Raw genomic sequence first — 23,793 nt, 5'->3', positions numbered from 1 at the left:
GCGAAAAACCGGTTGTCGGAAGTCGTGCGCCTGGCGCATGAGGAAGGCCCGCAAATGATCACCTTGCACGGCAACGATGCCGTGGTCATAGTTGCCGCCGAACAGTACCGAAAGCTGACGCGGCGTTTGCGTGGCAGCCTCAGCGAATTTTTCCGGCGCTCACCGCTTTCGGGCGCGAAGTTGGACCTGACCCGTAGCCGCGATACCGGCAGGGCGAGCGATCTGTGATATCTCTCATTAATGGGTTGTTGAAGTCTATTGCCAGCGAATGAGCTGGCTGCTCGATACCTGCGTAGTCTCGGAACTGGTCAAAGCCAAGCCGCAACCCTCGGTTGTCGCGTGGCTGGAGGATTGCGATGAAGCCAGCCTTTATTTGAGCGTCATCACTTTGGGCGAACTTGAAAAAGGCATCGCAAAGCTCACCGATATCAGACGGCGCGCCAGGCTGCGCACGTGGGTAGAACGCGATCTTGCAAACCGCTTTGAAGGCCGCGTTTTGTCCATAGACGCCGTGGTCGCCGCGCGCTGGGGCGCGCTCGCGGGCGAATCGGCAACGCGCGGTGTGCCGTTGCCGGTGATCGACAGCCTCATTGCCGCGACATGCCTGGTACACGATCTGACCGTCGTCACTCGCAACACCGAGGATTTTGAGCGCTGCGGCGCGCGCTGTTTCGATCCCTGGGAAATCCGCCCTTGACCGCTGCGCGCAAATCCAAAGGCGAGGCCGCGCATTTCGGCTTCGCTTTCAATCCCGAGGAATCGACGCATCACTTCCTCGTAACCATTCCTGCCGGCAACCGGCAGGAAGTGCTCGTTTCCGAGCATTACACGTGACGTCCAGCGGAAGAATCCGAAGCGATCACATTTGCCGAAGGCATCGACGATGGCAAGTTGCGCGTTGCGCTCGAGCGCCACAAATGGAATGAAATTGCGGACGAAGTCCGCATCGAATTCAACCGGCGCATGAAAAAGCAGGGCCTGCCCGCCGGCGTCTGGAGTACCGCGGCAATCCGCTCTCGCGGCTGCTCGGCAAGGAGCTGAACCTGCTCGCGTGGGCAATCGAAGACGCCGACCCGATGCTGATTCCGACCGCGCTCAAGAACTGGCGGGGGCTGGCGCCCGAAGAGCGCTGGCGGCTGTTCACCATGACCAACGCGGCTACCGGTCATGCACTGCACGGGCGCGGCAAAGGCTGGCGTAAAGCAGTGCGTTTCGCGCTGACTGAAAACCCGGTCGCGCATTCGCGCGCGGAACCGATGCCCGAAATGTTCCGGCTGGTCGCGCCGACGATAGAAGAAACGCCTCTCGAAACCGTCAAGCCGAGAAATCCAGGCCGCGCAAAACCCACTCCGCATGAGCGCGCCGCACGATCTCGCGCACGCGCCGTGCTTCATCGAAACCCAGTTTCCCGTCTCCAAGCTTTCCAAGGAAAGCTATAAAGAACGCAAAGCCAACTACAGCCAGACCTTGACCGGCCTCGGCAAATGGTGGGGACGAAAGCCGCTCGTATTGGTGCGCGCCACCATCCTTGGGCTGCGACAGCGACGCCTGTGCAACTTCATCCGATCGAAGCCTGGGATTTGCTCGATGCCCTCGCGTGCGGATCCGATGAAGTGCTTGGATCAGCGGGATCCGCATGGAGAAAGCCGTGGCAATCGCTCGCGCTCATAATGAATGAAGCGCCGCGGCCAACCGACGAGGTTGCACGATGGGAGTTGTTGCGTATCCGTTTCCGCCAGCGTCTGAAGGGATCGACTATCGGATATCGCGTCAGGCATTACGGTTGCGGGAGGACGACGCGTTTGCCCCTGGTGCAGCGCTGGAGTCGCTTTCGGCGCCTGATCGATCACGTCTCGCCGATCTATTTCCGCGATTCCTTCAGAACGCGAATCCAATCATTCGGCATATTGTCATGCGTACTCGCCAATATCTGGAAACGACGTTGGATCCGGAAACCGGGGAGCCCTACTTGAAGCCGGTACGGGTAAACCTCCATGGCGAAGGCGACGATCAGGCGATCGGCCTACCGCCATTTTTAGCTGAAGCTTATGGGCACGCGAACGAATTTTGCCGCTTGCTCGCATTGCGCACGCAGACCGGCTTCTTTCGTACGCTCCTCTTGCGCCGGGTCGGCAGCAGCATGGAGGCTGGTCGGATCACCGCTGAAAAGATTCTTCTGAACTGGACCAGCTTGGAAGAAGAGGAAGAAGAGGAAGATAGCGATTTGTTCGGCCAGCTTCGTACCCTGACAAGCGAAGAGCGCGCAGTTTTACAGCGCTTCATGAAGGCGCTTGAAGCAAATCGGGAACGCGATCCCAAATTTGCGATTGTCAGGGACGTGCTTTTGAATCGGGAATGGCTAACCTTGGCTGCATCATCTTCAGCCAATACTTCGATTCGGTCTGGTGGCTTGCGAATCAACTGAGCCGCGAGCTGCCGAATGAACGCATCGCCATTTACGCCGGTGCCGCGAAGTCGGGCGTAATGACGAATGGCGCATTCGGACGTGAATCGCGTGAGGCGCTAAAGAATGAAGTGACAAAGGGGCGAATACGACTGCTGCTTGGCACCGATGCAGCGTCGGAGGGGCTAAATCTGCAGCGCCTGGGGACGCTGATCAATTTCGATCTGCCGTGGAATCCATCGCGGCTTGAACAACGCAAGGGCCGCATCCAGCGGATCGGCCAAGTTCGAGACAGCGTCGACATTTACAACATGCGCTACGCCGGCTCCGTGGAAGATCGCGTGCATGCGCTTCTTTCAGAACGTCTGGAAGACATATCGACGCTATTTGGCCAGCTGCCGGATATTTTGGAGGATATCTGGGTACACGTGGCGCTGGGTAACATTGAGCGGGCGCTCAAAACTATCGACGCCGTCCCGCGCCGGCATCCTTTCCAGCTGCGATATCACAAGGTGAGCAAGATTGATTGGGAATCGTGCAGTAGAGTGCTCAATGGCATGGAAGCAAAAGCGTGCCTTTCGCAAGGCTGGTGAAGTTTTCGCTCGAAGCGCATCGAGCGGCGCATGGAAATTGTCGAACAGCAGCCTATTTTTACCCCTTTTCAGCCAACAATTGGGCGATCATGTTTTGCGCCTGCGCGAGATAGCTGCCGCCGAACAGATTCAGGTGATTGAGTACGTGGTACAGGTTGTACAAGGTTTTGCGAACCGCGTAGCCGGCGTCGACCGACGCGCGGTCGCGGTAGGCGGCATGGAAATCTGTGCTGAAGCCGCCGAATAATTCGGTCATCGCGAGGTCGGCCTCGCGATCGCCGTAGTATACGGCCGGGTCGAATACCAGCGGTTGTCCATCGCTGGCGAAGCCGATGTTGCCACCCCACAGATCGCCGTGCAGCAAGCTTGGCCGCGGCTGATGGCTTGCCAATAACGCGTTCATGCCGGCCAGCAAACGTTCGCCGCTTTTCTGCAGGCGTCCGCCGTGCCCATTGGCGGCCGCCAAGCGCAATTGATAGCCGAGCCGGTGATCGCGCCAGAATGTCATCCAGTCGGCGTTTTGCGTGTTGATTTGCGGCGTCGCGCCTATCGTATTATCGCGATGCCAGCCGAAGCGTGGCGCAGCGGATTCGTGCATGCGGGCGAGGCCGGCGCCGAGCTCGCGCATGCTTGCGGCATTGCCTTTGCTGGCATTATTTCTGTTGAGCTCGATATATTCCAGGACCAGCCATGCCTGCCCGGCGTTCACGCCCTGGCATATGGGATGCGGCACGCGCAGTGTCCGGGTTCGCGCGATTTCGGACAGGCCGGCGGCCTCGGCTTCGAACATCGCGGCTTTCGCCGCATCGTTCAGCTTGACGAAGTAACTCTGCCCGCAGCCATCGATGCGGTAAGCGGCGTTGATGCAGCCGCCGGCAATGCCGGCTCTGGATTGAATCGCGAAAGAGGCGCCCGTCGCCGCGCTGATGGCCGAAGAGATGTCATCCCAAACCGGCATGGAGGAGCCTGTCCTGAGCAAAGCCGAAGGGCTCATTACAAACGGAGAAGCGTCAGGCCTTCGCGATGAGCGTGGCGCGAGCCTTGACGATCGCGGCGCGGACCCGGTTCGGCGCGGTGCCGCCGATATGGTCGCGGCTCGTCACCGAGCCTTCCAGGGTCAGCACGGCGTAGACGTCGTCTTCGATCAACGGCGAGAATTGCTGAAGCTGGTTCAGCGGCAATTCGCTCAGATCGAGGCGGCCGGCGGCCGCGACGCGGACCGCCTTGGCCACTGCGGCATGAGCATCGCGAAACGGCAAACCTTTCCTGACCAGATAATCGGCGAGATCGGTCGCGGTGGCATAACCTTCCCGCGCCGCTGAGCGCATCGCATCCGCGTTCACACGTAAACCCGACAACATATCGGCAAACACGGAGAGCGTCGCGGTCAACGTATCGACGGTATCGAACAACGGTTCCTTGTCTTCCTGATTATCCTTGTTGTAGGCGAGCGGCTGCGCCTTCATCAAGGTCAGCAGCGCAATCAGATGGCCGTTGACGCGGCCGGTCTTGCCGCGCACCAGTTCCGGCACGTCGGGATTTTTTTTCTGCGGCATGATGCTCGACCCGGTGCAGTAGCGGTCGGCCAGATCGATGAAGCCGAAGCGCGGATTCATCCACAGGATCAGTTCCTCGGAGAATCGCGACAGATGCGTCATCAGCAGCGCCGCGCACGCGCAAAACTCGATTGCGAAGTCGCGGTCGGAAACGGCGTCCAGCGAATTCTCGCAAACACCGTCGAAACCGAGTTCCTTGGCGACGCGCGAGCGATCGATCGGATAGCTCGTCCCGGCCAGCGCCGCAGCGCCTAGAGGCAACTGATTGACGCGCTTGCGGCAGTCGCTCAGGCGCTCGTTGTCCCGTTGCAACATTTCGAAATAGGCAAGCAGATGGTGCCCGAAGCTGACTGGCTGCGCGACTTGCAAATGAGTGAAGCCGGGCATGATGACATCGACATGGCGCTCGGCGAGATCGAGCAACCTTGATTGCAAGGCCGAGATCAGCGCACGGATGTCGTCCGTTGCGGCGCGCAGATAAAGCCGGATGTCGGTCGCAACCTGGTCGTTGCGCGAACGGGCGGTATGCAGTTTTTTCCCGGCGTCGCCGATCAGCGCCGTCAGGCGTTTTTCGATATTCAGGTGCACGTCTTCATCGGCGATCGACCACGCGAATTCGCCTCGTTCGATCTCGCTTTCGATCTGCCGCATGCCGTGTTCGATCGCGGCAAGCTCTGATGCGCTTACAATGCCGATGGCATTGAGCATGCGCGCGTGGGCGAGCGAAGCGCGAATGTCGAACGGCGCGAGCCTTTTATCGAACGTGACCGAAGCCGTGAAGCGCGCGACGCGCTCGGCTACCGGCTCGTCGAAACGTTCCGACCACAAGCCGGGCAGCGCGGGATCGTGCTTCTCTTGCATAACGGGAGGCGCCTGTTCAGAATCATTCAGCATGGCCAGTATAAATCAAAACGCATACCCGGACGCCTTGCCGAACTTCCGCAACCTCGGGATTTTGCTGCGGATTTTGCTGATCGTCATCGGCGTCAGCGTGATCGCCGCCGTGCTCAGAACCTCGGGTTTGCGGAGCGCCTGGCAGGAACTGATCGCCATCTCCGCACTGGTGCAGCCGGTGTTGATTGCGAGTCTCGTGGCGCTCGGCCTTGCCAATACCTGGCTGCGGCGTCTGCCGTATTTGCCCGGCGCGCTCATGGTGCTCGGCCTGGAGCTCGCCTTGACGACGCTGGTTTATGGCCTGGGGCGGGATTTGTATGGCGGCGGCAATCTGATCCGCAATCTGTTTTTTGCGCTGACGATATCGACGGCGCTGCTGTTCTACTTCAATCTGCGCAGCCGCGCGCTGTCGCCGGCATTGTCGGAGGCGCGGTTACAGGCGTTGCACGCTCGCATCCGGCCGCATTTCCTGTTCAACAGCATCAATGCAGTGCTGAGTCTGGTGCGCGCCGATCCGAAACGCGCCGAGGTTGCTCTGCAAGATATGGCCGACCTGTTCCGCGTCATCATGGCTGATAACCGGCAGTTGTCGACCCTGGCGCGCGAGGTCGCGTTATGTCGACAGTATCTGAATCTCGAGCAGTTGCGCCTCGGCGAGCGCCTGCAAATCGATTGGCGCATCGACAATATGCCGCAAGACGCGCTGATCCCGCCGCTGGTGCTGCAGCCGCTGATCGAAAATGCGGTTTATCATGGCATCGAGCCGGCCATAGCGCCCGGCGTGATCAGCATCGACATCTACATGAATCGCAACCAGGTGCACGCGGTGCTGCGCAATCCTTATGACAAGCAGGGCGGTCACCATACCGGCAACAAGATGGCGTTGGAGAACGTTCGCGAACGGCTGGCCTTGCATTTCGATGCCGAAGGCAGCCTGAAGACCGCGATCGGCGACAACAGCTTCCAGGTTCACATCACGATTCCGTACCTGAGGGAAACCGCTTGAGTTCGACTTCGACGATTGCAGAACCGCTGAAAATCATGCTGGTCGATGACGAGACGCCGGCGCGCAACCGCCTGCGCGATCTGCTCCTCGACTGCGCGTCGCAGCAGCCAACCGAAATCGTCGGCGAAGCAGCCAACGGACGCGTTGCGCTGGATTTGCTGGGAACCACCGCGGTCGATCTGGTGCTGCTCGATATTCGCATGCCGGAGATCGACGGCATCGAAGTAGCCCAGCACCTGCAAAAACTGCCGGCGCCGCCGGCGGTCATTTTCATCACCGCTTACGACGACTTCGCCGTTCAGGCATTCGAGTTGCACGCGGTCGATTATCTGCTGAAGCCGATACGCGCATCACGTCTGCTCGACGCGCTGCTGCGCGCCAGATCGATGGCGCCGGTGTCGCTCGAAGTTTTGCGTGAGCTGGCGCCTGAGCCGCGCTCGCATCTGAGCGTGCACGAGCGCGGCAAAATTCATCTGATCCCGATCAGCGATATCGTCTACCTGAAAGCCGAGCTGAAATACGTGACCATACGTACGCTTGCGCGTGAATACCTGCTGGAAGAATCGCTGACCCGTCTCGAGCAGGAGTACGGCGGTCGCTTTGTCCGCATCCACCGCAGTTGTCTGGTGGCGAAAAATCATATCGCCGGCTTTGAGAAAGTCGCCGACGAGGGCGGCGAGCCGCGTTGGACTGTCCTGCTGAAAGAATTGCCGGAGAGATTGCCGATGAGCCGGCGCCAGCAGCACGTCGTCAAGGAATTCGGCAGGTAGAAAAGCAGCGTCAAGAAAGCGCCAAGTAAGAAAGCGCTCAACACAAACCCCATCTGCGACCGCAGATGGGGTTTGATGTCTAGTCTAAAAAAGTCTGAACAAACAGCTTAGCCTTTAGTCGGGTCGAGGATGAACTTGCCGCCCGCCGTCTTGCAATCACCTTCCGACATCGACATAAAGCCCTGCCCTTTGCACGCATTTTGGCCTTTGCACGCGTTGTGAGCGGTTTTGCACGCGCCGGTGCCTTTGCACGCGTTAACACCCATACAAGCGCCTTTTGCGGACGCGGTGGTGGAGGCCGGGGTATGCGCACATCCGGTCGCAGCAAAAACAGCGGCGGCCGCGATGGCCATGGTGACACCCGAAAGCTTTCTGACTGCGCTCATGTAGATCTCCTATTGGTATATGAGTACCGGACGGTTGCGGCCGGTACTCAAGATATAGCACATTTGAATAAAAACGACATCTCCCCGCGCCCCGCCTGCGACGGGCGCAAGTACGCTCTTGGTCGCCAAAGAGTATACGAACTTACAGGGGGGTGCGGATGGTGCGCATGTTAAAATCGCGTTTTTCGTCGCAACCGCGTTTTCGTCTCGTCCGGGTGGCGCGCGGTCAGTCCCGCTGTCATGTCGAACGCTTCATCGCCGAGCCCGATCATCATCTGCCGCCAGATTTGTCCGATCCAGATTCCATCGTCATTGCGACACGCGCCAGCGAACTTGCGCTTTGGCAGGCGCGTTTCGTCCAGGATCAGATCAAAAACCTCTATCCACGGCTGAATGTCTCGCTGATGCCGATGACCACTCAGGGCGATCGGCAGCTTCAGACCCCGTTGTCGGCGATTGGTGGAAAAGGGCTGTTCGTCAAGGAACTGGAAGAAGCAATGACGGCCGGCACAGCCGACATCGCCGTGCATTCGATGAAAGACGTGCCGATGGATTTGCCGCCAGGATTCGCAATGGCGGCAATCATGCAGCGGGAGGATGCGCGCGACGCTTTCATTTCGAATCGTTACCAGAATCTGGGCGAGCTGCCGGCGGGCGGCTGTGTCGGCACGTCGAGTCTGCGCCGGGCAAGCCAGGTGCGCGCGCGCCATCCATCGCTGATGGTCGAGCCGCTGCGCGGCAACGTGTTGACGCGTCTGCGCAAACTCGATGATGGCCAGTATGCAGCCATCATTCTGGCTGCCGCGGGCCTTGCGCGGCTCGGGCTCGGTGCGCGCATTGGCAGCTTGCTGTCGATAGAAGAAAGTCTGCCCGCAGTCGGGCAGGGCGCGCTCGGCATCGAATGTCTGGCGGAACGCAACGATCTCGTCACCTTGGTGCAGCCGCTGAATCACCTGCCCAGCTCGCTTTGCGTGCGCGCCGAGCGCGCAATGAGCCGTGCGCTCGCCGGCAATTGCCAGGTCCCGCTCGGCGCTTATGCCGTGCTGCACGAAGATCGCATCGCGATGTCCGGTTTCGTGGCAAGCCCGGATGGCGGCAAACTGCTGCGCGCCGATTCCGAGGGCGCCGCCAGCGATCCGGAAACCGTGGGTGCTGATCTGGCGCGGTGCCTGCGCGCGCAAGGCGCCGACGCCATATTGAGCCTTTGCGACGCACTGAGCCATTGACGCAATCCTCGCCGACTCCGACCGGCCCGTTAGCCGGAATCCGCGTGGTCGTTACCCGCCCGCTCGCACAAGCCGGACGCCTCGCGGCGCTGATCGAGCAAGCCGGCGGTCACGCGATCCTTTTTCCCGTCATCGAAATTCTGCCGCTCGCCGAACCGGCGCAGCAAAAGCGGCTGACCGCGCTGCTGGCGCGACTTTCCGCGTTCGATGTCGCTGTCTTTATCAGCCCGACCGCAGTCAGCCAGGCGATGCCGATGATCACGCCTCCGGCTGCCAGTTTGCGATTTGCCGCGGTCGGATCAGGGACGGCGCGCGAGCTGCGGCGCCTGGGCATCGACCATGTGATCGCCCCGGAAACGGCCGCGGATAGCGAAGCGCTGCTGGCGTTGCCCGAACTCCAGAAGGTCGCCGGTCTGCGCGTCATCATTTTTCGCGGAGAGGGCGGGCGCGATGTGCTCGGCCAAACACTGACGCGGCGCGGCGCCGCGGTCGAATTTGCCGAGTGCTACCGGCGCGCCAAACCCGCAGCCGACCCCGCGCTCTTGTTCGATGCCTGGCGCAACGATGGTTTGCATGCGATCACCGTGACCAGCAGCGAGGGGCTGCGCAATCTGCTCGAAATGCTCGGCGATGAGGGCCGAGCACGGCTTGCGACAACGCGTGTTTTCGTACCGCATCCGCGCATCGCCGAGGCCGCGCTCGAAAGCGGGCTGCGGTCAGTCGTGCTGACCGGCCCGGGCGACGAGGGATTGCTGCGCGGACTGGTCGAGTGGGCTATTGCGTGAGCGAGCTTCGAGATTGCGCGGATAGCCGTTTATAATGCCCGCTTAAAGCCCTCCCCGCCCGCTTCATTGCCGATCCGCATGGAACAAGCCGATCCTGCCCTCGTTTCACCTGACGCGTCGCAAACCGCTGCGCCTGAGGCGACACCGCCGCCGATTGCCGCATCTGTTTCGCCCCCGCCCGACCCGAAGCCGGGGAACCACGTAGCGAAGGCGCTTAGCCTGCTTGCATTGCTAGTCTCGCTCGGCGCACTGGCGCTGGCAGTCTGGCTGTGGTTCGACGGCCGCAATCAAGCCAACGTGCTGACCCAGGAACTGAGCAGGCGATTAGCGCAGTCCGACAGCGCGAGCACCGAGGCGCGGTTGATTGCCGATCAATCGCGCGAATCGGCGCGCTCGGCCGAAACCAAGCTCGGCCTCATCGAAAGCAAACTCGCGGAATCGCAGAATCAGCAGGTTGCGCTGGAAGCCCTGTACCAGGAGTTGTCGCGCAATCGCGACGACTGGACGCTCGCCGAAGTCGAGCAGATATTGCTGATTGCAAGCCAGCAATTGCAGCTCGCCGGCAACGTGAAAGCGGCGTTGCTGGCGCTGCAGGCCGCCGACAGCCGTTTGCAGCGCATGGATCAGCCGCACCTTGCGCCGCTGCGCAAAGTCATCGATCGCGACATCGAGAATCTGAAAGCGGCGCCCTATCCCGACGTCGTTGGCATCAGCGTGCGGCTCGATAATCTGGCCGCGGCAGTCGATGGCTTGCCGCTGGCGCAGGAAGCGCGGCTGCCGGAATCGAGCCAGGCCGGCGGCAATGACGCTCCCACAAGGGGCATCGAAAACGTGCAGAACCGCGTGATGCAGGTATTGCGCGGCGCCTGGAACGAATTCAAACAGCTCGTCCGCATCGAGCGCGTCGACCAGCCGCTGCCGCCGCTGCTGTCGCCGAACGAAGCCTTTTTTCTGCGTGAAAACCTGCGGCTGCGGCTGCTAAGCGCGCGGCTTGCACTGCTTGCTCGCGATGAAGTCAGCTTCGAAGCCGATCTCAAGGCCGCAAGCGGCTGGCTGACGCGTTATTTCGATCCCGGTGATAAAGCTGTCAGCAATGCGCTTGCCGGCATCGCTCAGTTATTGGAAGCCGACATCGCGATCGAACTGCCCGCGATTTCCGAAAGCCTGGAAGCCGTGCGCAATTACACGCTGGCGCGCGATCCGGCGCAATGAAGGCGTTGTTCTGGATAGTCGGCCTGTTCGCGCTTGCGGTTGGCTTGACCTTGCTGACGCGCTACAACACCGGCTACATGCTGATCGCATTTCCGCCGTACCGCATCGAGCTTTCGCTGAATCTTGCGATCGTACTCGCGCTGGCCGGTTTTTTTGTCGTCTACGCCATTCTCAGCATCGTCTCGGGTACGATCAATCTGCCATCGCGCGTGCGCGATTTTCGGCGTCAACGGCGGCGCGAAAAAGCGCGCGGCGCGACGCTCGCCGGCATCCGCGCGTTCTTCGAGGGACGCTACGCAAAAGCTGAAAAAGCCGCGTCGAACGCGATGAAGCTCGGCGAATCGCCAGGCCTGAATGCCATCGTCGCGGCGCGCTCGGCGCACGAAATGGGCGGCTACAGCAAGCGCGACGGCTACATTGCCGAAGCCGAAACCCGCGCCCCCGACGACAGCGATATCCGCCTGATGGCGCAGGCCGAATTGCTGCTCGAAGACCGCCGCGCCGAGGACGCTTTGCGCGTGCTCGCGCAGTTGCGGAACAAGCACACCGCGGCGCTGCGCCTCGAACTCAAAGCGCAGCAGCAGGCGAAAAACTGGGACGAAGTCATCGCGTTGATCGCGCAGCTCGACAAGCGCAAGGTGTTCGACGCGAGCCAGCTCGAACAGTTGAAGCGCCAGGCCTATTCGGAAAATCTGAAGCAGAAGGCCGTCGATCCGGCGACGCTCGACCTGTGCTGGCAAAAAATCCCGACGCGCGATCGCAAGGACAACAAGACAGCCGCCGCCGCCGCGCAATGCTTCATGCTGCTCGGCGACAACACCACGGCGCATCAGATCATCGAGCAGAGTCTGGAAAGCCAGTGGGATTCGGAGCTTGTCGCGCTGTATGCGTCGTGCCTCGGCAACGATGTCGTCCGCCAGATCGATCGCGCCGAAAAATGGCTGAAATCGCACGAATCCGACGCAGCGCTGCTGCTCACGCTCGGCAAGCTGTGCGCGCATCAGGAACTATGGGGCAAAGCGCAGAGCTATCTGGAAGCGAGCCTTGCCCTCGCGCCTAGCCATTCCGCGCACCTTGCGCTGGCGCAATTGCAGGAACGGCTCGGGCAATCCGAAGAGTCGCGCAAGCACTACCAGAAGAGTGTCGATATGGTGCTGAATCAGTTGCGCAATGTGACGGGTGGACGGAGAAAAAGCGCGCTGTAACGTTCGGCAAGGGCGAGGCGTGCCGGGCGTTCCGCTCGTAATAATCGGGGTAGAGCCATAGCATTGCCGGGCAGAGCAAGCGGATGCGCCAAGAATTGCAGGCTCTTTCTTAAGGAAGGATTGCCGGCGCCGGCGCTGCAAAGGTAAATGCGTCGGAAAAGAATTCGTCATCCGCCAAGCCGCGCGATGCCGTGAAATCGCGATGCGCGGCTTCGACCATGACCGGCGCGCCGCAGGCGTAGACCTGGTACGCCGAGAGATCGCTGAAATCGTCGAGCACGGCTTGGTGCACCAATCCGGTGCGGCCGCGCCAATTGTCGGCGGGCAGCGCTTCCGACAGCACCGGCACATAACGAAAATTCGCATGCTGCGCCCGCCACTGCTCAGGCAGTTCGGGGGAGTACAAATCCGCGCGCGTGCGCGCTCCCCAATACATGACCATGGGGCGGGTGGTGCCGACATGGAACGCGTGCTCGATGATCGCCTTGATCGGGGCAAACCCGGTGCCGCTGCCGACCAGGACGATAGGCTTGTCGCTGTCCTCGCGCAGGAAAAAAGTCCCGAACGGCCCTTCTAAGCGCAGAATGTCGCGCACTTTCATTTTGTTGAACACGTATTCGGTAAACGCGCCGCCGATGATGTTGCGCACGTGCAGTTGCAAGAATTCGTCGTCGTGCGGCGCGTTGGCCATCGAGAAGCTGCGGCGCTTGCCGTCCTTCAGAATGTCGATATATTGGCCGGCGAGAAATTGCAGGCGCTCGGCGGCCGGCAGCTTCAGGTAAATCGCCATGACGTCGTGCGCGAGCAAATCGAGCTTCTGCACGCGGCACGGCAGCATCTTGATCGGGATATCGCGCACCGCGTTGATCTCGCGCGATTCGAGGACGAGATCCGATTGCGGCCGCGCCGAGCAGAATAGCGCCATGCCGATCTGTTTCTCGGCTTCGCTCAACGCCGACTGCTGGTAATTCCGGATGTAGCTCACAGCGCCTTCGAGGAGCTTACCTTTGCAACTGCCGCACGCGCCGTTGCGGCAGCCGTAAGGTAGCACGACGCCTTCGCGCAGTGCGGCGTCGAGAATGGTTTCGTCGGGCTCGGCCCTGAAAACATGCCCGCTGGGCTGAATGGTGATTTGAAATGACATGTCGAAATGGCCGCTACGCGTAGGGCCGATTACCTGCTGTGAATCAGGAATGCAACGGCTGCTGATTGTAGGCTGCGGCGATATCGGACTGCGCGCTGCGGCACTGTTGCACGGCCGCTATCGTTTATTCGGGCTGCTGCATGACGCGGCGCGGGCTGCTTTACTGCGCGCTCGCGGAATCATCCCGATTCCCGGGGATCTCGATCGCCCTGCGACGCTGCGGCGGCTTGCCGGGGTTGCCGATGTCGTCCTGCACTTCGCTCCGCCGCGCGCCGATCCTATTGCTGCGGACTGCGTCGGCCCCGAACTGTGCGACGTTCGCACGGCAGGCCTGCTTGCCAACCTGGCGAAAGGCAAAAGTCTACCACGCTGCCTTGTCTACATCAGCACCAGCGGCGTGTATGGGGATTGCGGTGGCGCGTATGTAGCTGAAACACGAGCGATCGCGCCCAAAACCGCGCGCGCGCACCGCCGCGCAGATGGCGAGCGCAGGCTGCGCAAGTGGGGACGGGAATCAGGGGTTGCCGTCAGCATACTGCGGGTGCCCGGCATTTACGCTGCCGGACGTCTGCCGATTGCGCGTTTGCAAGCGCGAACGCCGTCGCTGATCGGCGCAGACGATGTTTACAGCAACCATATCCATGCCGACGACCTGGCCCGCATCGTCGTCGCGGCGATCCAATATGGCAAACCCGGCCGCATCTATAACGCCAGCGACGACAGCGAACTGAAAACGGGGGATTACTTCGATCTCGTCGCCGACCGCTTCGGGTTGGCGCGACCTTGCAGGATTCCGCGCGCAGCGGCGGCTCTTGCGCTGCCGCCAGGCCTGCTCTCCTTCATGAGCGAATCCCGCCGCTTGTGCAACGCGCGCATGAAACGCGAACTGCGCGCCAGGCTTCTGTATCCGGCGGTTGCCGAGGGTCTCGCGGCGATTCCAGCAAATGCCATCGATTCGTCATGACCGTCACACCGAGCTTCAGCCCGATTTCAGTCGACCCGCTTGAAATCTCCCTCCAGCGTCTTGCCGTCCGCGGGCTCGATAAAAACCTCCACCTTGGCCGGTGCGGGGCGCCCGCTTTCTGGCTTGCTGGACATGCTGAATTCAAAGCCGCCACCTGGCGAGGTCGTCTTTCTGGCCGGCCATAACAGCAACGCCAGAGCCGCAACGTCGGTAATGAGCCCCGGGATGATCAGCAAAATGCCGGCGATGACCTTGCGGCCGCTGGCTTTGATCGCGGTAACCACAGAGGTGCTTGAGTTCCGGGCCGCTTCCATGCGCGCCATGAAAACGCTGCGCTCTTCCTTGATCAGCAGCCAGCCGATCGCAGCACTTGCGATCAGCAGCGCAAATACCCAGCCGCCGATAGCGCCGCTGACGAGTATCAGCAAGAGCAATTCGAGCAGCGGGAAACCCAGTAAAATAGCTGCGATCAGATAACCCGGCATTATTCACTCTCCAATGGATGCAATTCTGGTGATGACGACCTTCCCCGATCGCGACAGCGCATTGAAGCTCGCGCAGCACCTGATCGGGGAACAACTCGCGGCGTGTGTCAATGTGCTGGGCGAGTGTTCATCGGTTTACCGCTGGCAGGCGCAAATCGAAACGGCGCACGAAACTCCGGTTCTGATCAAGACGACTTCGGCGCGCTATCCGGAGGTGGAGGCCGCGGTGCGGGCGAATCACCCCTACGAACTCCCGGAAATTGTCGCTGTCCGTATCAGCGCCGGGTCGCAGCCCTACCTGGCCTGGATTGCCGCCCAAACCGCACGGCTTGCGCCTGACTAACGTTAGATGCGGGTCAGCCCCGGAGTTTCAAATTCTCGCGTCCGATATCATGAATGCCGGGTTTCGTGGTCAAAGGCGCGGTCAAAGGATAAGCATGCTGTCGCAACGATTGGTCCTTGTTCTGCTGTGCCTGTTTCCGCTGTTCCCACACGCAGCCGAGCCCGATTTACTGGAACCAGACCGGGCTTTCCGGTTTTCGGCGCGCATCGTCGATCCCGGCGCGATCGAGCTGAATTACCGCATCGCCCCCGGCTATTACCTGTATCGCGACAAATTCCGCTTCAGTGCGGAACCGGCCGTGGCTCTGGGCAAGGCTCAATTTCCGGCGGGCGAGATCAAGGATGACGAGTTCTTCGGCCGCGTCGAAACTTTTCGGGATGAACTGAAGATAAGGCTGCCATTCGACGCAGCGTCGGCGCCCCCGCAATTTACGCTGAAATCCTTTTCACAAGGTTGCGCCGATGTCGGCGTCTGTTATATCCCGCACGAACAGAAAGCCGAGCTGAAGCTTGCAGCAGCTTCGACCAGCGCATCCGATGCCCGGAACAGCGGTATCGGCGCCGGCAACATCGTCGCGGCATTGCGAAATGCCAGTCCGCCTGCCAGCACGAGCAACGTCGGCGAAGATGAATTTCTGCCCCCAGACCAGGCTTTCAGGCTGGACATCGAGGTCAGGGACGCGAATACACTGATCGCGAATTTCAAGCCGGCCGACACCTATTATTTGTACCGCGACAAAATCGGCTTCAGTTTGCCCGAATCGGCCGGCGTGCAAATCGCCAAGATCGCGCTGCCGGCCGGGGAAATGAAAGCCGATCCGAATTTCGGCGACACCGAGGTTTATCACCGTCCGTTTCAAGCCGTAATCTCGCTGCAGCGAGGCGCGACAGCGAGCGGCCCGTTGCAACTCGAAGCGACCTATCAGGGATGCAGCGACAAGGGGCTGTGCTACCCGCCGGAAATCAAGAATTTCACCTTGGCCATGGCGGTGGCGGCTGGGGCTGGGGTTGGTGGAGATGCCGGCGCTGTATCGGGACCGAGTTCGCCGCAAACCTCTCCCGTGACAGCGCCGGAATCCGAGGATGCACGTATCGCGGCGCTGCTGGAAGGCGGCAGCTTGTGGGTGATCCTCGCCAGCTTTTTCGGTTTCGGCCTGTTGCTCGCTCTGACGCCGTGTGTGTTCCCGATGATCCCGATCCTGTCCGGCATCATCGTAGGCCAGGGGCAAACCTTGACCAGGACGCGCGCGTTCGGCCTCTCGCTCGCCTACGTCCTCGGTATGGCCATCACCTATGCGCTGGCCGGGGTCGCGGCCGGTTTGTCGGGCGCGCTGCTATCGGCCGCGTTGCAGAATCCGTGGGTGCTCGGAACGTTTGCCGCGGTTTTTGTGCTGCTGGCGTTTTCGATGTTCGGTTTCTACGAGTTGCAACTGCCAGCCTCGCTGCAGAGCAGGTTATCCGAGCGGGCAAACCGCATGCAGGGTGGTCATCTCGCCGGCGTTTTCGCAATGGGTGTGTTGTCGGCGATTATCGTCGGCCCGTGCGTTGCCGCGCCGCTGGCCGGGGCTTTGCTCTATATCAGTCAAACGCGCGATGTCGTATTCGGCGGCACGGCATTGTTCGCGATGGCGCTCGGCATGGGTTTGCCGCTGCTCGTGATCGGCACGTCGGCCGGCGCCTTGCTGCCAAAAGCCGGGGCCTGGATGGAAGCGGTCAAGCGATTTTTCGGCGTGCTGCTGCTGGGCGTCGCGATCTGGCTGATTTCACCGGTCATTTCACCGCTGGTCCACATGCTGCTGTGGGCCGCGCTGTTGATCATTTCGGCGATTTATCTGCACGCAATCGATCCCTTGCCGCCCGGCGTTTCCGATTTCAGGAAGTTGTGGAAAGGCGTCGGCGTGATTGCGCTTCTGGTCGGCGTGGCGATTCTGGTCGGGGCCATGAGCGGCGGGCGCGACGTGCTGCAACCGCTCGCGGGGCTGCGCGCTGGGGGTGGTGCAAATGCGACGCCGGCGTCGCATTTGGCTTTCGACAGAATTAAAACCGTAGCCGAACTGGACCAGCGTATAGTCGCCGCCGGCGGCAAGCCCGTGATGCTCGATTTCTATGCCGATTGGTGCGTGTCGTGCAAGGAAATGGAACGCTTCACGTTCAGTAACGAACGCGTTCAGGCACGGCTCAAGGACGTCATTCTGCTGCAGGCCGATGTCACGGCCAACAACGCCGATGACAAGGCGCTCCTGAAGCGTTTCGGTCTGTTCGGACCGCCCGGTATTATTTTCTTCGACACGCAGGGGGCGGAGGTCGGGCACGGCCGCGTGATCGGCTACCAGCCCGCGGATAAATTCCTCGCGTCCGTCAACACGGCTTTGCAGGCTCAGAGCGTTTCGACGCGGCAATGACCAGAACGCGGGCAGCATGGCTGATCTTGCTTGTGGCGATTGTCGCCGCGGCCGCGGGCTATTTCGCGGCGACGTGGCGCGGCAGTCAGCCGTCTTCGTCCACATCCGGATCGGGGCAACCGTCGTCAGCGCCGATATTCGCGGCGACGCTTCCCGATCTGAACGGCAACCAGCAAAAAATCGAGCAATGGCGGGGCAAGGTGCTCGTCATCAATTTCTGGGCGACATGGTGCCCGCCTTGCCTGGAAGAGATTCCCGAGTTCGTCAAACTGCAAAACAAATATGGCAAGCAGGGCTTGCAGTTCGTCGGCATCGCAATCGACCAGAAAGACAAGGTCGAGACTTTCGCCGATCAGAACGGCGTCAATTATCCGGTCTTGATCGGCGAAGCCGACGCCATCGACTTGTCGCGGAAAGCCGGCAACAGGTTGGGCGCCTTGCCCTATACCCTGATCATGAACCGCGCCGGCCAAGTCGTTGCGACCGAGCTCGGCGGCCTCACCGAAGCCAAGCTGGAGAGGATCATCAAAGCGCTTTTTTGAAGCGCTCTGATTAATGGCTAAATTCTGGCAAAAGCTGCTAAAACTAGACAACTAGCAGCCAATTCCGGCAAACTGGCAGGATGCCTCCCGAGCCGCCATCTGCCCCGCCGGCTTCTGCCAAGCCGGCAATCCTGGTCTTACATGGCCCCAACCTCAATCTGCTGGGAAGCCGCGAGCCTGAACTCTATGGGCAACTCACACTGGCCGCGATCGATCAGCGCCTTGTCAATCTGGCTGCGGCGGGCGGCGCAGAACTCGCCACTTTTCAGAGCAATTCAGAATCCGCACTGATCGATCGCGTGCAGCAGGCCCGTTCGGAACAGATCGGCTTTATCCTGATCAATCCGGCTGCCCTTTCGCACACGAGCATTGCTTTGCGCGATGCGCTGGCGGCCGTGCGCATCCCTTTTATCGAAGTGCACCTGTCAAACGTATTTGCGCGCGAACCCTTCCGCCGTAAATCCTTTTTTTCCGACCTTGCCGTCGGCGTGATCAGCGGCTTGGGCGCGAGCGGCTATGAGCTGGCGCTGACTTTCGCGATAGAACGATTGAAAAGCTGACATGGACTTGCGCAAGCTGAAAAAGCTGATCGATCTGGTGGAAGAATCGGGAATCGCCGAACTTGAAATTACCGAGGGCGAAGAGAAAGTCCGCATCAGCCGCGTCGGCGCGACGACGCAGGGGCACGTGCCGATCCAGCAATCGCTGCCTTTGCAAGCCCCCATAGTTTCGGCGCCGCACGCCGCCACGGCGGCGAGCTTAGGCGCCTCGGCTCCGCCGGGCGAGGCGGCGGCGACCGCACCGGAAGGGCATCTGTTGAAATCGCCGATGGTCGGCACCTTCTACCTGGCGTCGGCGCCGGGCGCAAAACCATTTGTCGAGGTCGGCCAGACCGTTGCCGCCGGCGATACCCTCTGCATCATCGAAGCAATGAAGCTTCTGAACGAAATCGAAGCCGACCAAAGCGGCGTCATCAAAGCCATCTTCGTCGAAAGCGGGCAACCGGTCGAATATGGCGAGCCGCTTTTTCTGATCGGTGAGTAGCCGGTCGGCGCAGGATGCCCGCGCCGGTCGTCGGCTGCCGTTCGTTGCGCTTATTCTACTTTTCCTGACGTGTTCGAAAAAATCCTGATCGCGAATCGCGGCGAAATTGCGCTGCGCATCCAGCGCGCCTGCCGCGAACTCGGCATCAAGACTGTCGTCGTTCATTCCGAAGCCGATGCCGAAGCCAAGTACGTCAGGCTGGCCGATGAATCTGTCTGTATCGGCCCGGCCGCACCCAGTCTCAGCTACCTGCACGTCCCGGCGATCATCAGCGCGGCCGAGGTCACCGACGCGGAGGCAATTCATCCCGGTTACGGCTTTCTGTCCGAGAATGCCGATTTCGCCGAGCGCGTCGAAGAAAGCGGCTTCGTGTTCATCGGACCAAGACCGGAAACGATCCGGCTGATGGGCGACAAGATCAGCGCCAAAGCGGCGATGAAACGAGCCGGGGTGCCGTGCGTGCCGGGGACGGAAGGCGCTCTGCCCGAGGGGCCGGAGGAAATTGTCAGGCTGGTTCGAACCATCGGCTATCCGGTCATCATCAAGGCCGCCGGGGGCGGCGGCGGGCGCGGCATGCGCGTCGTGCATACCGAAGCCGCGCTGCTGAATGCGATCAGCATGACGCGCAACGAGGCGCAAAACGAGTTCGGCAATGCCAACGTCTACATCGAAAAGTTTCTCGAAAATCCGCGCCACATCGAAATCCAGGTGCTGGCCGACGAGCATCGCAATGCCGTTTCGCTGGGGGATCGCGATTGTTCGACGCAGCGCCGCCATCAAAAGCTGATTGAGGAAGCTCCGGCGCCGCTTTTGACCGAACGCCAGCGCGTGAAGATGTCGGAACGCTGCATCGAAGCCTGCCGCAAGATCAATTACCGTGGCGCCGGCACCTTCGAATTTCTGTTCGAGAGAGCCGAGTTTTATTTCATCGAGATGAATACGCGGCTGCAGGTCGAACACCCGGTTACCGAAATGATCACCGGCATCGACATCGTGCAAGCCCAGATACGCATCGCCGCCGGCGAGCGCCTCGCCTTCAAACAGCGCGATATCGTGCTCAAGGGCCACGCCGTCGAGTGCCGGATCAACGCCGAGGATCCTTACAAATTCACGCCATCGCCTGGCCGCATCACGTCGTATCACATGCCTGGCGGGCCCGGCATACGCATCGATTCGCACGCCTACAACAATTATCTGGTGCCGTCGCACTACGATTCGATGATCGGCAAGCTGATTGCCTATGGCGACACGCGCGAGCAAGCGATTGCGCGCATGCGCATAGCATTGTCCGAAACCATCATTGAAGGCATACGCACCAATATCCCCTTGCATCAGGAAATGATGCTCGATGCGGCATTCCTGCGCGGCGGCACCAGCATCCACTACCTCGAGCAAAAACTCGCCAACAACAAGACGCAATGACCCAGGCCCTGGTCCGGAGCCGGCTTTGCGCGGTGTGACCCTGATCGTTTCCGCGGAACAAGCCGAAACGTTGTCGGATGCCTTGCTGCTATACGGTGCGCTGTCGGTCGATATCGCCGACCAGGACTTCGCGACCGCGGACGAGCGGTTGCTCTATGCCGAGCCGTTCGACGCACCCGACACTTTCTGGCCGCGAAACAGGGTCAACGCGCTGTTCCATGACGACGCCGATGTTGCTGCCTGTGTCGCGCGGGCGTGCGCCGAGGCTGGCGTTGAAAAAACCTCAATTGAAACCGATACAGTCGAAGATCGAGATTGGCTGCAGAGTTCGCGCGAGCAGTTCCAGCCTATAAAGATATCCGAGCGCTTGTGGATCGTGCCGAGCTGGCTGGAGGCTGACTGGCAAGCCCCATCCCTCGATGGGTTCGACAAAACCCGGTATTCGCTGCCTGTCGCATTGGTTCTGGACCCGGGTCTTGCGTTCGGCAGCGGCGAACATCCGACGACGCAGCTTTGCCTGCGTTGGCTCGACGAGAATCTGCGCGGTGGCGAATCCGTGCTCGATTACGGTTGCGGTTCAGGCATCCTCGCCATTGCCGCGATGAAGCTCGGCGCGAGAAGCGCGATCGGCATTGACATCGATCCCAATGCGTTGGTTGCGAGCCGATATAATGCCGTGCAGAATCGGGTCGATGCGAGGTTTTCCCTGCCGACCCTGGAAGCCGAAGCTCCGGCGCCGATGGATGTGGTGGTCGCAAACATTCTGGCCAATCCCTTGATTGCCCTCGCCCCCTTACTGGCTCAGGTAACTGCCGCAAGCGGAAAAATTGTTTTGTCGGGCATCCTGTCGAATCAAGCCGGCGCGGTTGCGGCGGCTTATCAACCCTGGTTCGAGCTGCACGCGGCAGGGCAGGAGGAAGGCTGGGTTTGCTTGAGCGGTCAAAAGTTGTGATGCTCCTGATACATGTCAACGCACGAAGCGGAATAGCAGCATGAGCCTTGTCACGCGCTGCCCCAACTGCGACACCACATTCAAGGTCACGCTGCCGCAATTGCAAGCACACCGGGGCGACGTGCGCTGCGGTCGTTGCGCCGAGGTTTTCGATGCCTTCGCCGATCTCTCAACCGTGCAGGACAACGATGAAGCGCCAGCCGCCGACGGCCCGGATAGCATTCCCGGCGGCGCCAACGAGCCGTGGGCGGAGGATGCGCTAACTGGCAGGATGGCCGCAGCAGCCGAAAACGAAACCCGCGGTCCCGGTGAAGCACTGCGCGAAACCAATTCCGCCAGCGAGGCTGAAACCCCCGCCGCATCCGACGAATTCGGCCTCGACGAGTTTTCTGAACTCGATCAACTGCCGGATCTCGACGCAGCCGATTCCCGCAAGAGGCAGGGGCCTGCATCTGTCCCGTCCTACGCGTCCAGCCGCGAGGACGACTTCCCGCATCTAGCCGGCTACGCGGCGGCAACGCGGCCATCACTGCGATCCGATTTCGAGCCGTCGTTCAGCGCCGATCACAGCGAAGCCGCAACCGATCCGCGCGCGATCTGGTTGTGGCTCGGCGGCTCGCTATTCCTGCTGGTCATGCTGCTCGGTCAGATCGCTTTTGTTTTTCGCTCCGATCTCGCCGCGCGGTTTCCCGGGCTGAAACCGCCGCTGCAGCAATTCTGCAAAGTGCTCGGTTGTTCGGTGCCGCTGCCGCACGATTGGGAAACGCTGACGATCGAATCGTCCGATATGAAGTCGCTGGACAGCGCGCGCCCGGGTCGCATCGAACTCTCGGCGAGCTTGCGCAACCGTGCGCGCTATGCCGTCGCCTATCCAGCACTCGATTTGACCCTGACCAATTCCCGCGACGAGGCGATCGCACGGCGTATTTTCGAGCCGCGCGAATATCTTCCGGTGCGCACCGGCCTCGCCGCGGGTCTGCCGCCAAATGGCGATCTCGACGTCAAGCTCACGCTCGACACCGGTGAACTGAACCCGTCCGGATATCGCCTGTTCATGCTTTATCCGTGACAGCGCGAACGGCAACCGCAAGTAGTGAAAGGGTCGCGACTTCCCGCGTTTGCTAGTCGACCCTTGCCCATCCCGTTTGCTGATCCTGCTCCCACTCTTGTTATGAAACAAACCCCGTTGACCGCGCTGCACCGCGCCGCTGGCGCCAAAATGGTCGATTTCGGCGGCTGGGAAATGCCGCTGCACTACGGCTCGCAACTCGACGAGCATCGCCGTGTGCGCGACGATGCCGGCGTGTTCGACGTATCGCATATGCTGGCAATCGACGTGCCGGATCGGCGCGATGGCGTTGCGAGCAGCTTTCTGCGCCGCATGCTCGCGAGCGACATCGATCGTCTGACGCCCGGGAAGGCGTTCTACACCTGCCTGCTCAATGCGGATGGCGGCATCATCGATGATTTGATCGTTTATGCGCTCGCCGATCGCTTTCGGCTGGTCGTGAATGCCGGCTGCGCCGACAAGGATCTGGCCTGGCTCGAGCAGCACCGCACGCCGCGACTACAGATCGAAGCGCGCCGCGATCTTGCCATCCTCGCGCTGCAAGGCCCAAACGCGTCTACCCGGCTTGGCGCTGCTCTGCCCGGACTCGCGAGTACCGCCAGCGCGCTCAAACCGTTCACTGTCGCCTGGTTCGCAAACACGACGATCGCGCGCACCGGCTATACTGGCGAGGATGGCTTCGAAATCATGCCGCCCGCCAGCGAGGCTGGCCCATACTGGCAAGTGCTGGTGGCAGCCGGCGCTGCCCCGATCGGCCTTGGCGCACGTGATACCCTGAGGCTTGAAGCCGGCATGCTGCTGTACGGGCAGGACATGGACGAAACCGTTACGCCATTCGAGGCTGGCTGCGGTTGTTGCGTACATCTCGATGGTGAACGCGATTTCATCGGGCGGGACGCACTGCGATCGAGGGCGCCGGTGTTTCAGACGCTGGGCCTCGTATTGCTCGACAAAGGCGTGCTGCGCAGCCATCAAAAAGTCAATGCTGCCAGCGGCGAGGGTGAGGTCGTAAGCGGCGGTTTCGCGCCAACTTTGAATCGCTCGATCGCACTCGCGCGTCTGCCGCTAACGGCCAAGCCCGGCGATATCGTCGATGTCGATGTGCGCGGCAAACTGCTGCGCGCGGAAGTCGTTAAGCCGCCGTTCGCGCGAAACGGAAAAAGCCGAATCACGTAACAGGTCGTGCTCAGGGAACGAGGCGCAGCGGGTGGCACGCGGCGGCAGCAGGATCATCGTTGCAAGGGCGGGCAGCGCACTCTGGCCGGCGGGCGAGGCGCCGGAGAGGGTGAACGTCAACTCGCTGTATGATCCTTGGCAAACAGGGCGATCGCTTTCAGAACGGCTCAAAGCAGTAGCGGCGGCCAGGAGCGCATCGCAGGGCGCATGGTTG

The 23,793-nt window shown here is 61.0% G+C and carries 25 protein-coding genes and 2 pseudogenes; 22 read left to right on the top strand and 5 right to left on the bottom strand.

What is annotated here, in order from left to right:
- The 6 genes and pseudogenes from H0V78_06595 to H0V78_06570 all read left to right on the top strand — a co-directional run.
- Window positions 1–228, top strand: a 228-nt coding sequence (locus H0V78_06595) for a type II toxin-antitoxin system prevent-host-death family antitoxin (protein MBA2351448.1), incomplete at its 5' end; no start/stop codon positions are given.
- A gap of 40 nt (window positions 229–268) precedes the next feature.
- Complete coding sequence (locus tag H0V78_06590) at window positions 269–697, top strand: type II toxin-antitoxin system VapC family toxin (protein ID MBA2351447.1); 429 nt, start codon at window positions 269–271, stop codon at window positions 695–697.
- Window positions 694–1,439 (top strand): annotated as a pseudogene (locus H0V78_06585) (DUF3780 domain-containing protein). Before H0V78_06590 ends, H0V78_06585 begins: the two are co-directional and overlap by 4 nt.
- Window positions 1,354–1,536 (top strand): annotated as a pseudogene (locus H0V78_06580) (DUF1156 domain-containing protein). Before H0V78_06585 ends, H0V78_06580 begins: the two co-directional pseudogenes overlap by 86 nt.
- A 172-nt stretch (window positions 1,537–1,708) precedes the next feature.
- Window positions 1,709–2,425: a hypothetical protein gene (locus tag H0V78_06575; protein MBA2351446.1), complete on the top strand. Its 717-nt coding sequence runs from the start codon at window positions 1,709–1,711 to the stop codon at window positions 2,423–2,425.
- Window positions 2,356–2,997, top strand: coding sequence for an SWF/SNF helicase family protein (locus H0V78_06570; GenBank protein MBA2351445.1), 642 nt, complete (start codon window positions 2,356–2,358; stop codon window positions 2,995–2,997). Before H0V78_06575 ends, H0V78_06570 begins: the two co-directional genes overlap by 70 nt.
- A gap of 58 nt (window positions 2,998–3,055) precedes the next feature.
- Here H0V78_06570 and H0V78_06565 read toward each other — a convergent pair whose 3' ends face one another.
- Both H0V78_06565 and argH read right to left on the bottom strand, forming a co-directional pair.
- Window positions 3,056–3,955: a fructosamine kinase family protein gene (locus H0V78_06565; protein ID MBA2351444.1), complete on the bottom strand. Its 900-nt coding sequence runs from the start codon at window positions 3,953–3,955 to the stop codon at window positions 3,056–3,058.
- A gap of 52 nt (window positions 3,956–4,007) precedes the next feature.
- Window positions 4,008–5,414: an argininosuccinate lyase gene (gene argH / locus H0V78_06560; GenBank protein ID MBA2351443.1), complete on the bottom strand. Its 1,407-nt coding sequence runs from the start codon at window positions 5,412–5,414 to the stop codon at window positions 4,008–4,010.
- Between the two features lie 31 nt (window positions 5,415–5,445).
- Between argH and H0V78_06555 the strand changes: the two genes are divergently transcribed.
- Both H0V78_06555 and H0V78_06550 read left to right on the top strand, forming a co-directional pair.
- Window positions 5,446–6,453, top strand: coding sequence for a histidine kinase (locus H0V78_06555; GenBank protein ID MBA2351442.1), 1,008 nt, complete (start codon window positions 5,446–5,448; stop codon window positions 6,451–6,453).
- Window positions 6,454–6,488: 35 nt separating this feature from the next.
- Window positions 6,489–7,223 carry a response regulator transcription factor gene (locus H0V78_06550; protein ID MBA2351441.1) on the top strand — a complete coding sequence of 245 codons (735 nt, stop codon included), beginning with the start codon at window positions 6,489–6,491 and terminating at the stop codon, window positions 7,221–7,223.
- Window positions 7,224–7,330: 107 nt separating this feature from the next.
- Here H0V78_06550 and H0V78_06545 read toward each other — a convergent pair whose 3' ends face one another.
- Window positions 7,331–7,609: a hypothetical protein gene (locus tag H0V78_06545; GenBank protein ID MBA2351440.1), complete on the bottom strand. Its 279-nt coding sequence runs from the start codon at window positions 7,607–7,609 to the stop codon at window positions 7,331–7,333.
- 167 nt (window positions 7,610–7,776) lie between these two features.
- Here H0V78_06545 and hemC point away from each other — a divergent pair, with 167 nt between their 5' ends.
- From hemC to H0V78_06525, 4 genes are all read left to right on the top strand, one after another.
- Window positions 7,777–8,835, top strand: coding sequence for a hydroxymethylbilane synthase (gene hemC / locus H0V78_06540; protein MBA2351439.1), 1,059 nt, complete (start codon window positions 7,777–7,779; stop codon window positions 8,833–8,835).
- Window positions 8,832–9,620, top strand: a complete 789-nt coding sequence (locus H0V78_06535; GenBank protein MBA2351438.1) for a uroporphyrinogen-III synthase — start codon at window positions 8,832–8,834, stop codon at window positions 9,618–9,620. Before hemC ends, H0V78_06535 begins: the two co-directional genes overlap by 4 nt.
- A 78-nt stretch (window positions 9,621–9,698) precedes the next feature.
- A complete protein-coding gene (locus H0V78_06530; protein MBA2351437.1) occupies window positions 9,699–10,832 on the top strand; it encodes a uroporphyrinogen-III C-methyltransferase in 1,134 nt (377 codons plus the stop codon).
- A complete protein-coding gene (locus tag H0V78_06525) occupies window positions 10,829–12,037 on the top strand; it encodes a heme biosynthesis protein HemY (GenBank protein MBA2351436.1) in 1,209 nt (402 codons plus the stop codon). The genes H0V78_06530 and H0V78_06525 overlap by 4 nt, the downstream gene beginning before the upstream one ends.
- 109 nt (window positions 12,038–12,146) lie before the next feature.
- Here H0V78_06525 and H0V78_06520 read toward each other — a convergent pair whose 3' ends face one another.
- A complete protein-coding gene (locus H0V78_06520) occupies window positions 12,147–13,181 on the bottom strand; it encodes a CDP-6-deoxy-delta-3,4-glucoseen reductase (protein MBA2351435.1) in 1,035 nt (344 codons plus the stop codon).
- A gap of 49 nt (window positions 13,182–13,230) precedes the next feature.
- Between H0V78_06520 and H0V78_06515 the strand changes: the two genes are divergently transcribed.
- On the top strand, window positions 13,231–14,145 hold the full coding sequence (locus tag H0V78_06515; protein ID MBA2351434.1) for an NAD-dependent epimerase/dehydratase family protein: 915 nt from the start codon (window positions 13,231–13,233) through the stop codon (window positions 14,143–14,145).
- A gap of 26 nt (window positions 14,146–14,171) precedes the next feature.
- Here the strand turns inward: H0V78_06515 and H0V78_06510 are convergent, their stop codons facing one another.
- The gene (locus H0V78_06510; GenBank protein MBA2351433.1) at window positions 14,172–14,630 is read right to left on the bottom strand and encodes an FxsA family protein; all 459 of its coding nucleotides are present in this window, start codon (window positions 14,628–14,630) and stop codon (window positions 14,172–14,174) included.
- A 13-nt stretch (window positions 14,631–14,643) separates the two neighbouring features.
- On the opposite strand from H0V78_06510, the gene H0V78_06505 reads away from it, so the two are divergent.
- From H0V78_06505 to gcvT, 9 genes are all read left to right on the top strand, one after another.
- Window positions 14,644–14,973, top strand: a complete 330-nt coding sequence (locus H0V78_06505; protein ID MBA2351432.1) for a divalent-cation tolerance protein CutA — start codon at window positions 14,644–14,646, stop codon at window positions 14,971–14,973.
- Window positions 14,974–15,067: 94 nt separating this feature from the next.
- Complete coding sequence (locus tag H0V78_06500) at window positions 15,068–17,374, top strand: protein-disulfide reductase DsbD (protein MBA2351431.1); 2,307 nt, start codon at window positions 15,068–15,070, stop codon at window positions 17,372–17,374.
- Window positions 17,371–17,916 (top strand): TlpA family protein disulfide reductase, encoded by a 546-nt coding sequence (locus tag H0V78_06495; protein MBA2351430.1) that lies wholly within the window; start codon window positions 17,371–17,373, stop codon window positions 17,914–17,916. The genes H0V78_06500 and H0V78_06495 overlap by 4 nt, the downstream gene beginning before the upstream one ends.
- 80 nt (window positions 17,917–17,996) lie before the next feature.
- Window positions 17,997–18,476: a type II 3-dehydroquinate dehydratase gene (gene aroQ / locus H0V78_06490; GenBank protein MBA2351429.1), complete on the top strand. Its 480-nt coding sequence runs from the start codon at window positions 17,997–17,999 to the stop codon at window positions 18,474–18,476.
- Between the two features lies 1 nt (window position 18,477).
- Window positions 18,478–18,960 carry an acetyl-CoA carboxylase biotin carboxyl carrier protein gene (locus H0V78_06485; GenBank protein ID MBA2351428.1) on the top strand — a complete coding sequence of 161 codons (483 nt, stop codon included), beginning with the start codon at window positions 18,478–18,480 and terminating at the stop codon, window positions 18,958–18,960.
- A 69-nt stretch (window positions 18,961–19,029) separates the two neighbouring features.
- On the top strand, window positions 19,030–20,382 hold the full coding sequence (gene accC, locus H0V78_06480) for an acetyl-CoA carboxylase biotin carboxylase subunit (protein MBA2351427.1): 1,353 nt from the start codon (window positions 19,030–19,032) through the stop codon (window positions 20,380–20,382).
- On the top strand, window positions 20,309–21,334 hold the full coding sequence (prmA, locus tag H0V78_06475; protein MBA2351426.1) for a 50S ribosomal protein L11 methyltransferase: 1,026 nt from the start codon (window positions 20,309–20,311) through the stop codon (window positions 21,332–21,334). The genes accC and prmA overlap by 74 nt, the downstream gene beginning before the upstream one ends.
- Window positions 21,335–21,374: 40 nt before the next feature.
- A complete protein-coding gene (locus tag H0V78_06470) occupies window positions 21,375–22,403 on the top strand; it encodes a DUF3426 domain-containing protein (protein MBA2351425.1) in 1,029 nt (342 codons plus the stop codon).
- Window positions 22,404–22,505: 102 nt separating this feature from the next.
- Complete coding sequence (gene gcvT, locus H0V78_06465; protein MBA2351424.1) at window positions 22,506–23,579, top strand: glycine cleavage system aminomethyltransferase GcvT; 1,074 nt, start codon at window positions 22,506–22,508, stop codon at window positions 23,577–23,579.
- Window positions 23,580–23,793 lie beyond the last annotated feature (214 nt).

The organism is Burkholderiales bacterium (genome assembly GCA_013695435.1).
Lineage (GTDB): Bacteria > Pseudomonadota > Gammaproteobacteria > Burkholderiales > JACMKV01 > JACMKV01.
This window is presented reverse-complemented; position numbering and strand designations above follow the sequence as displayed.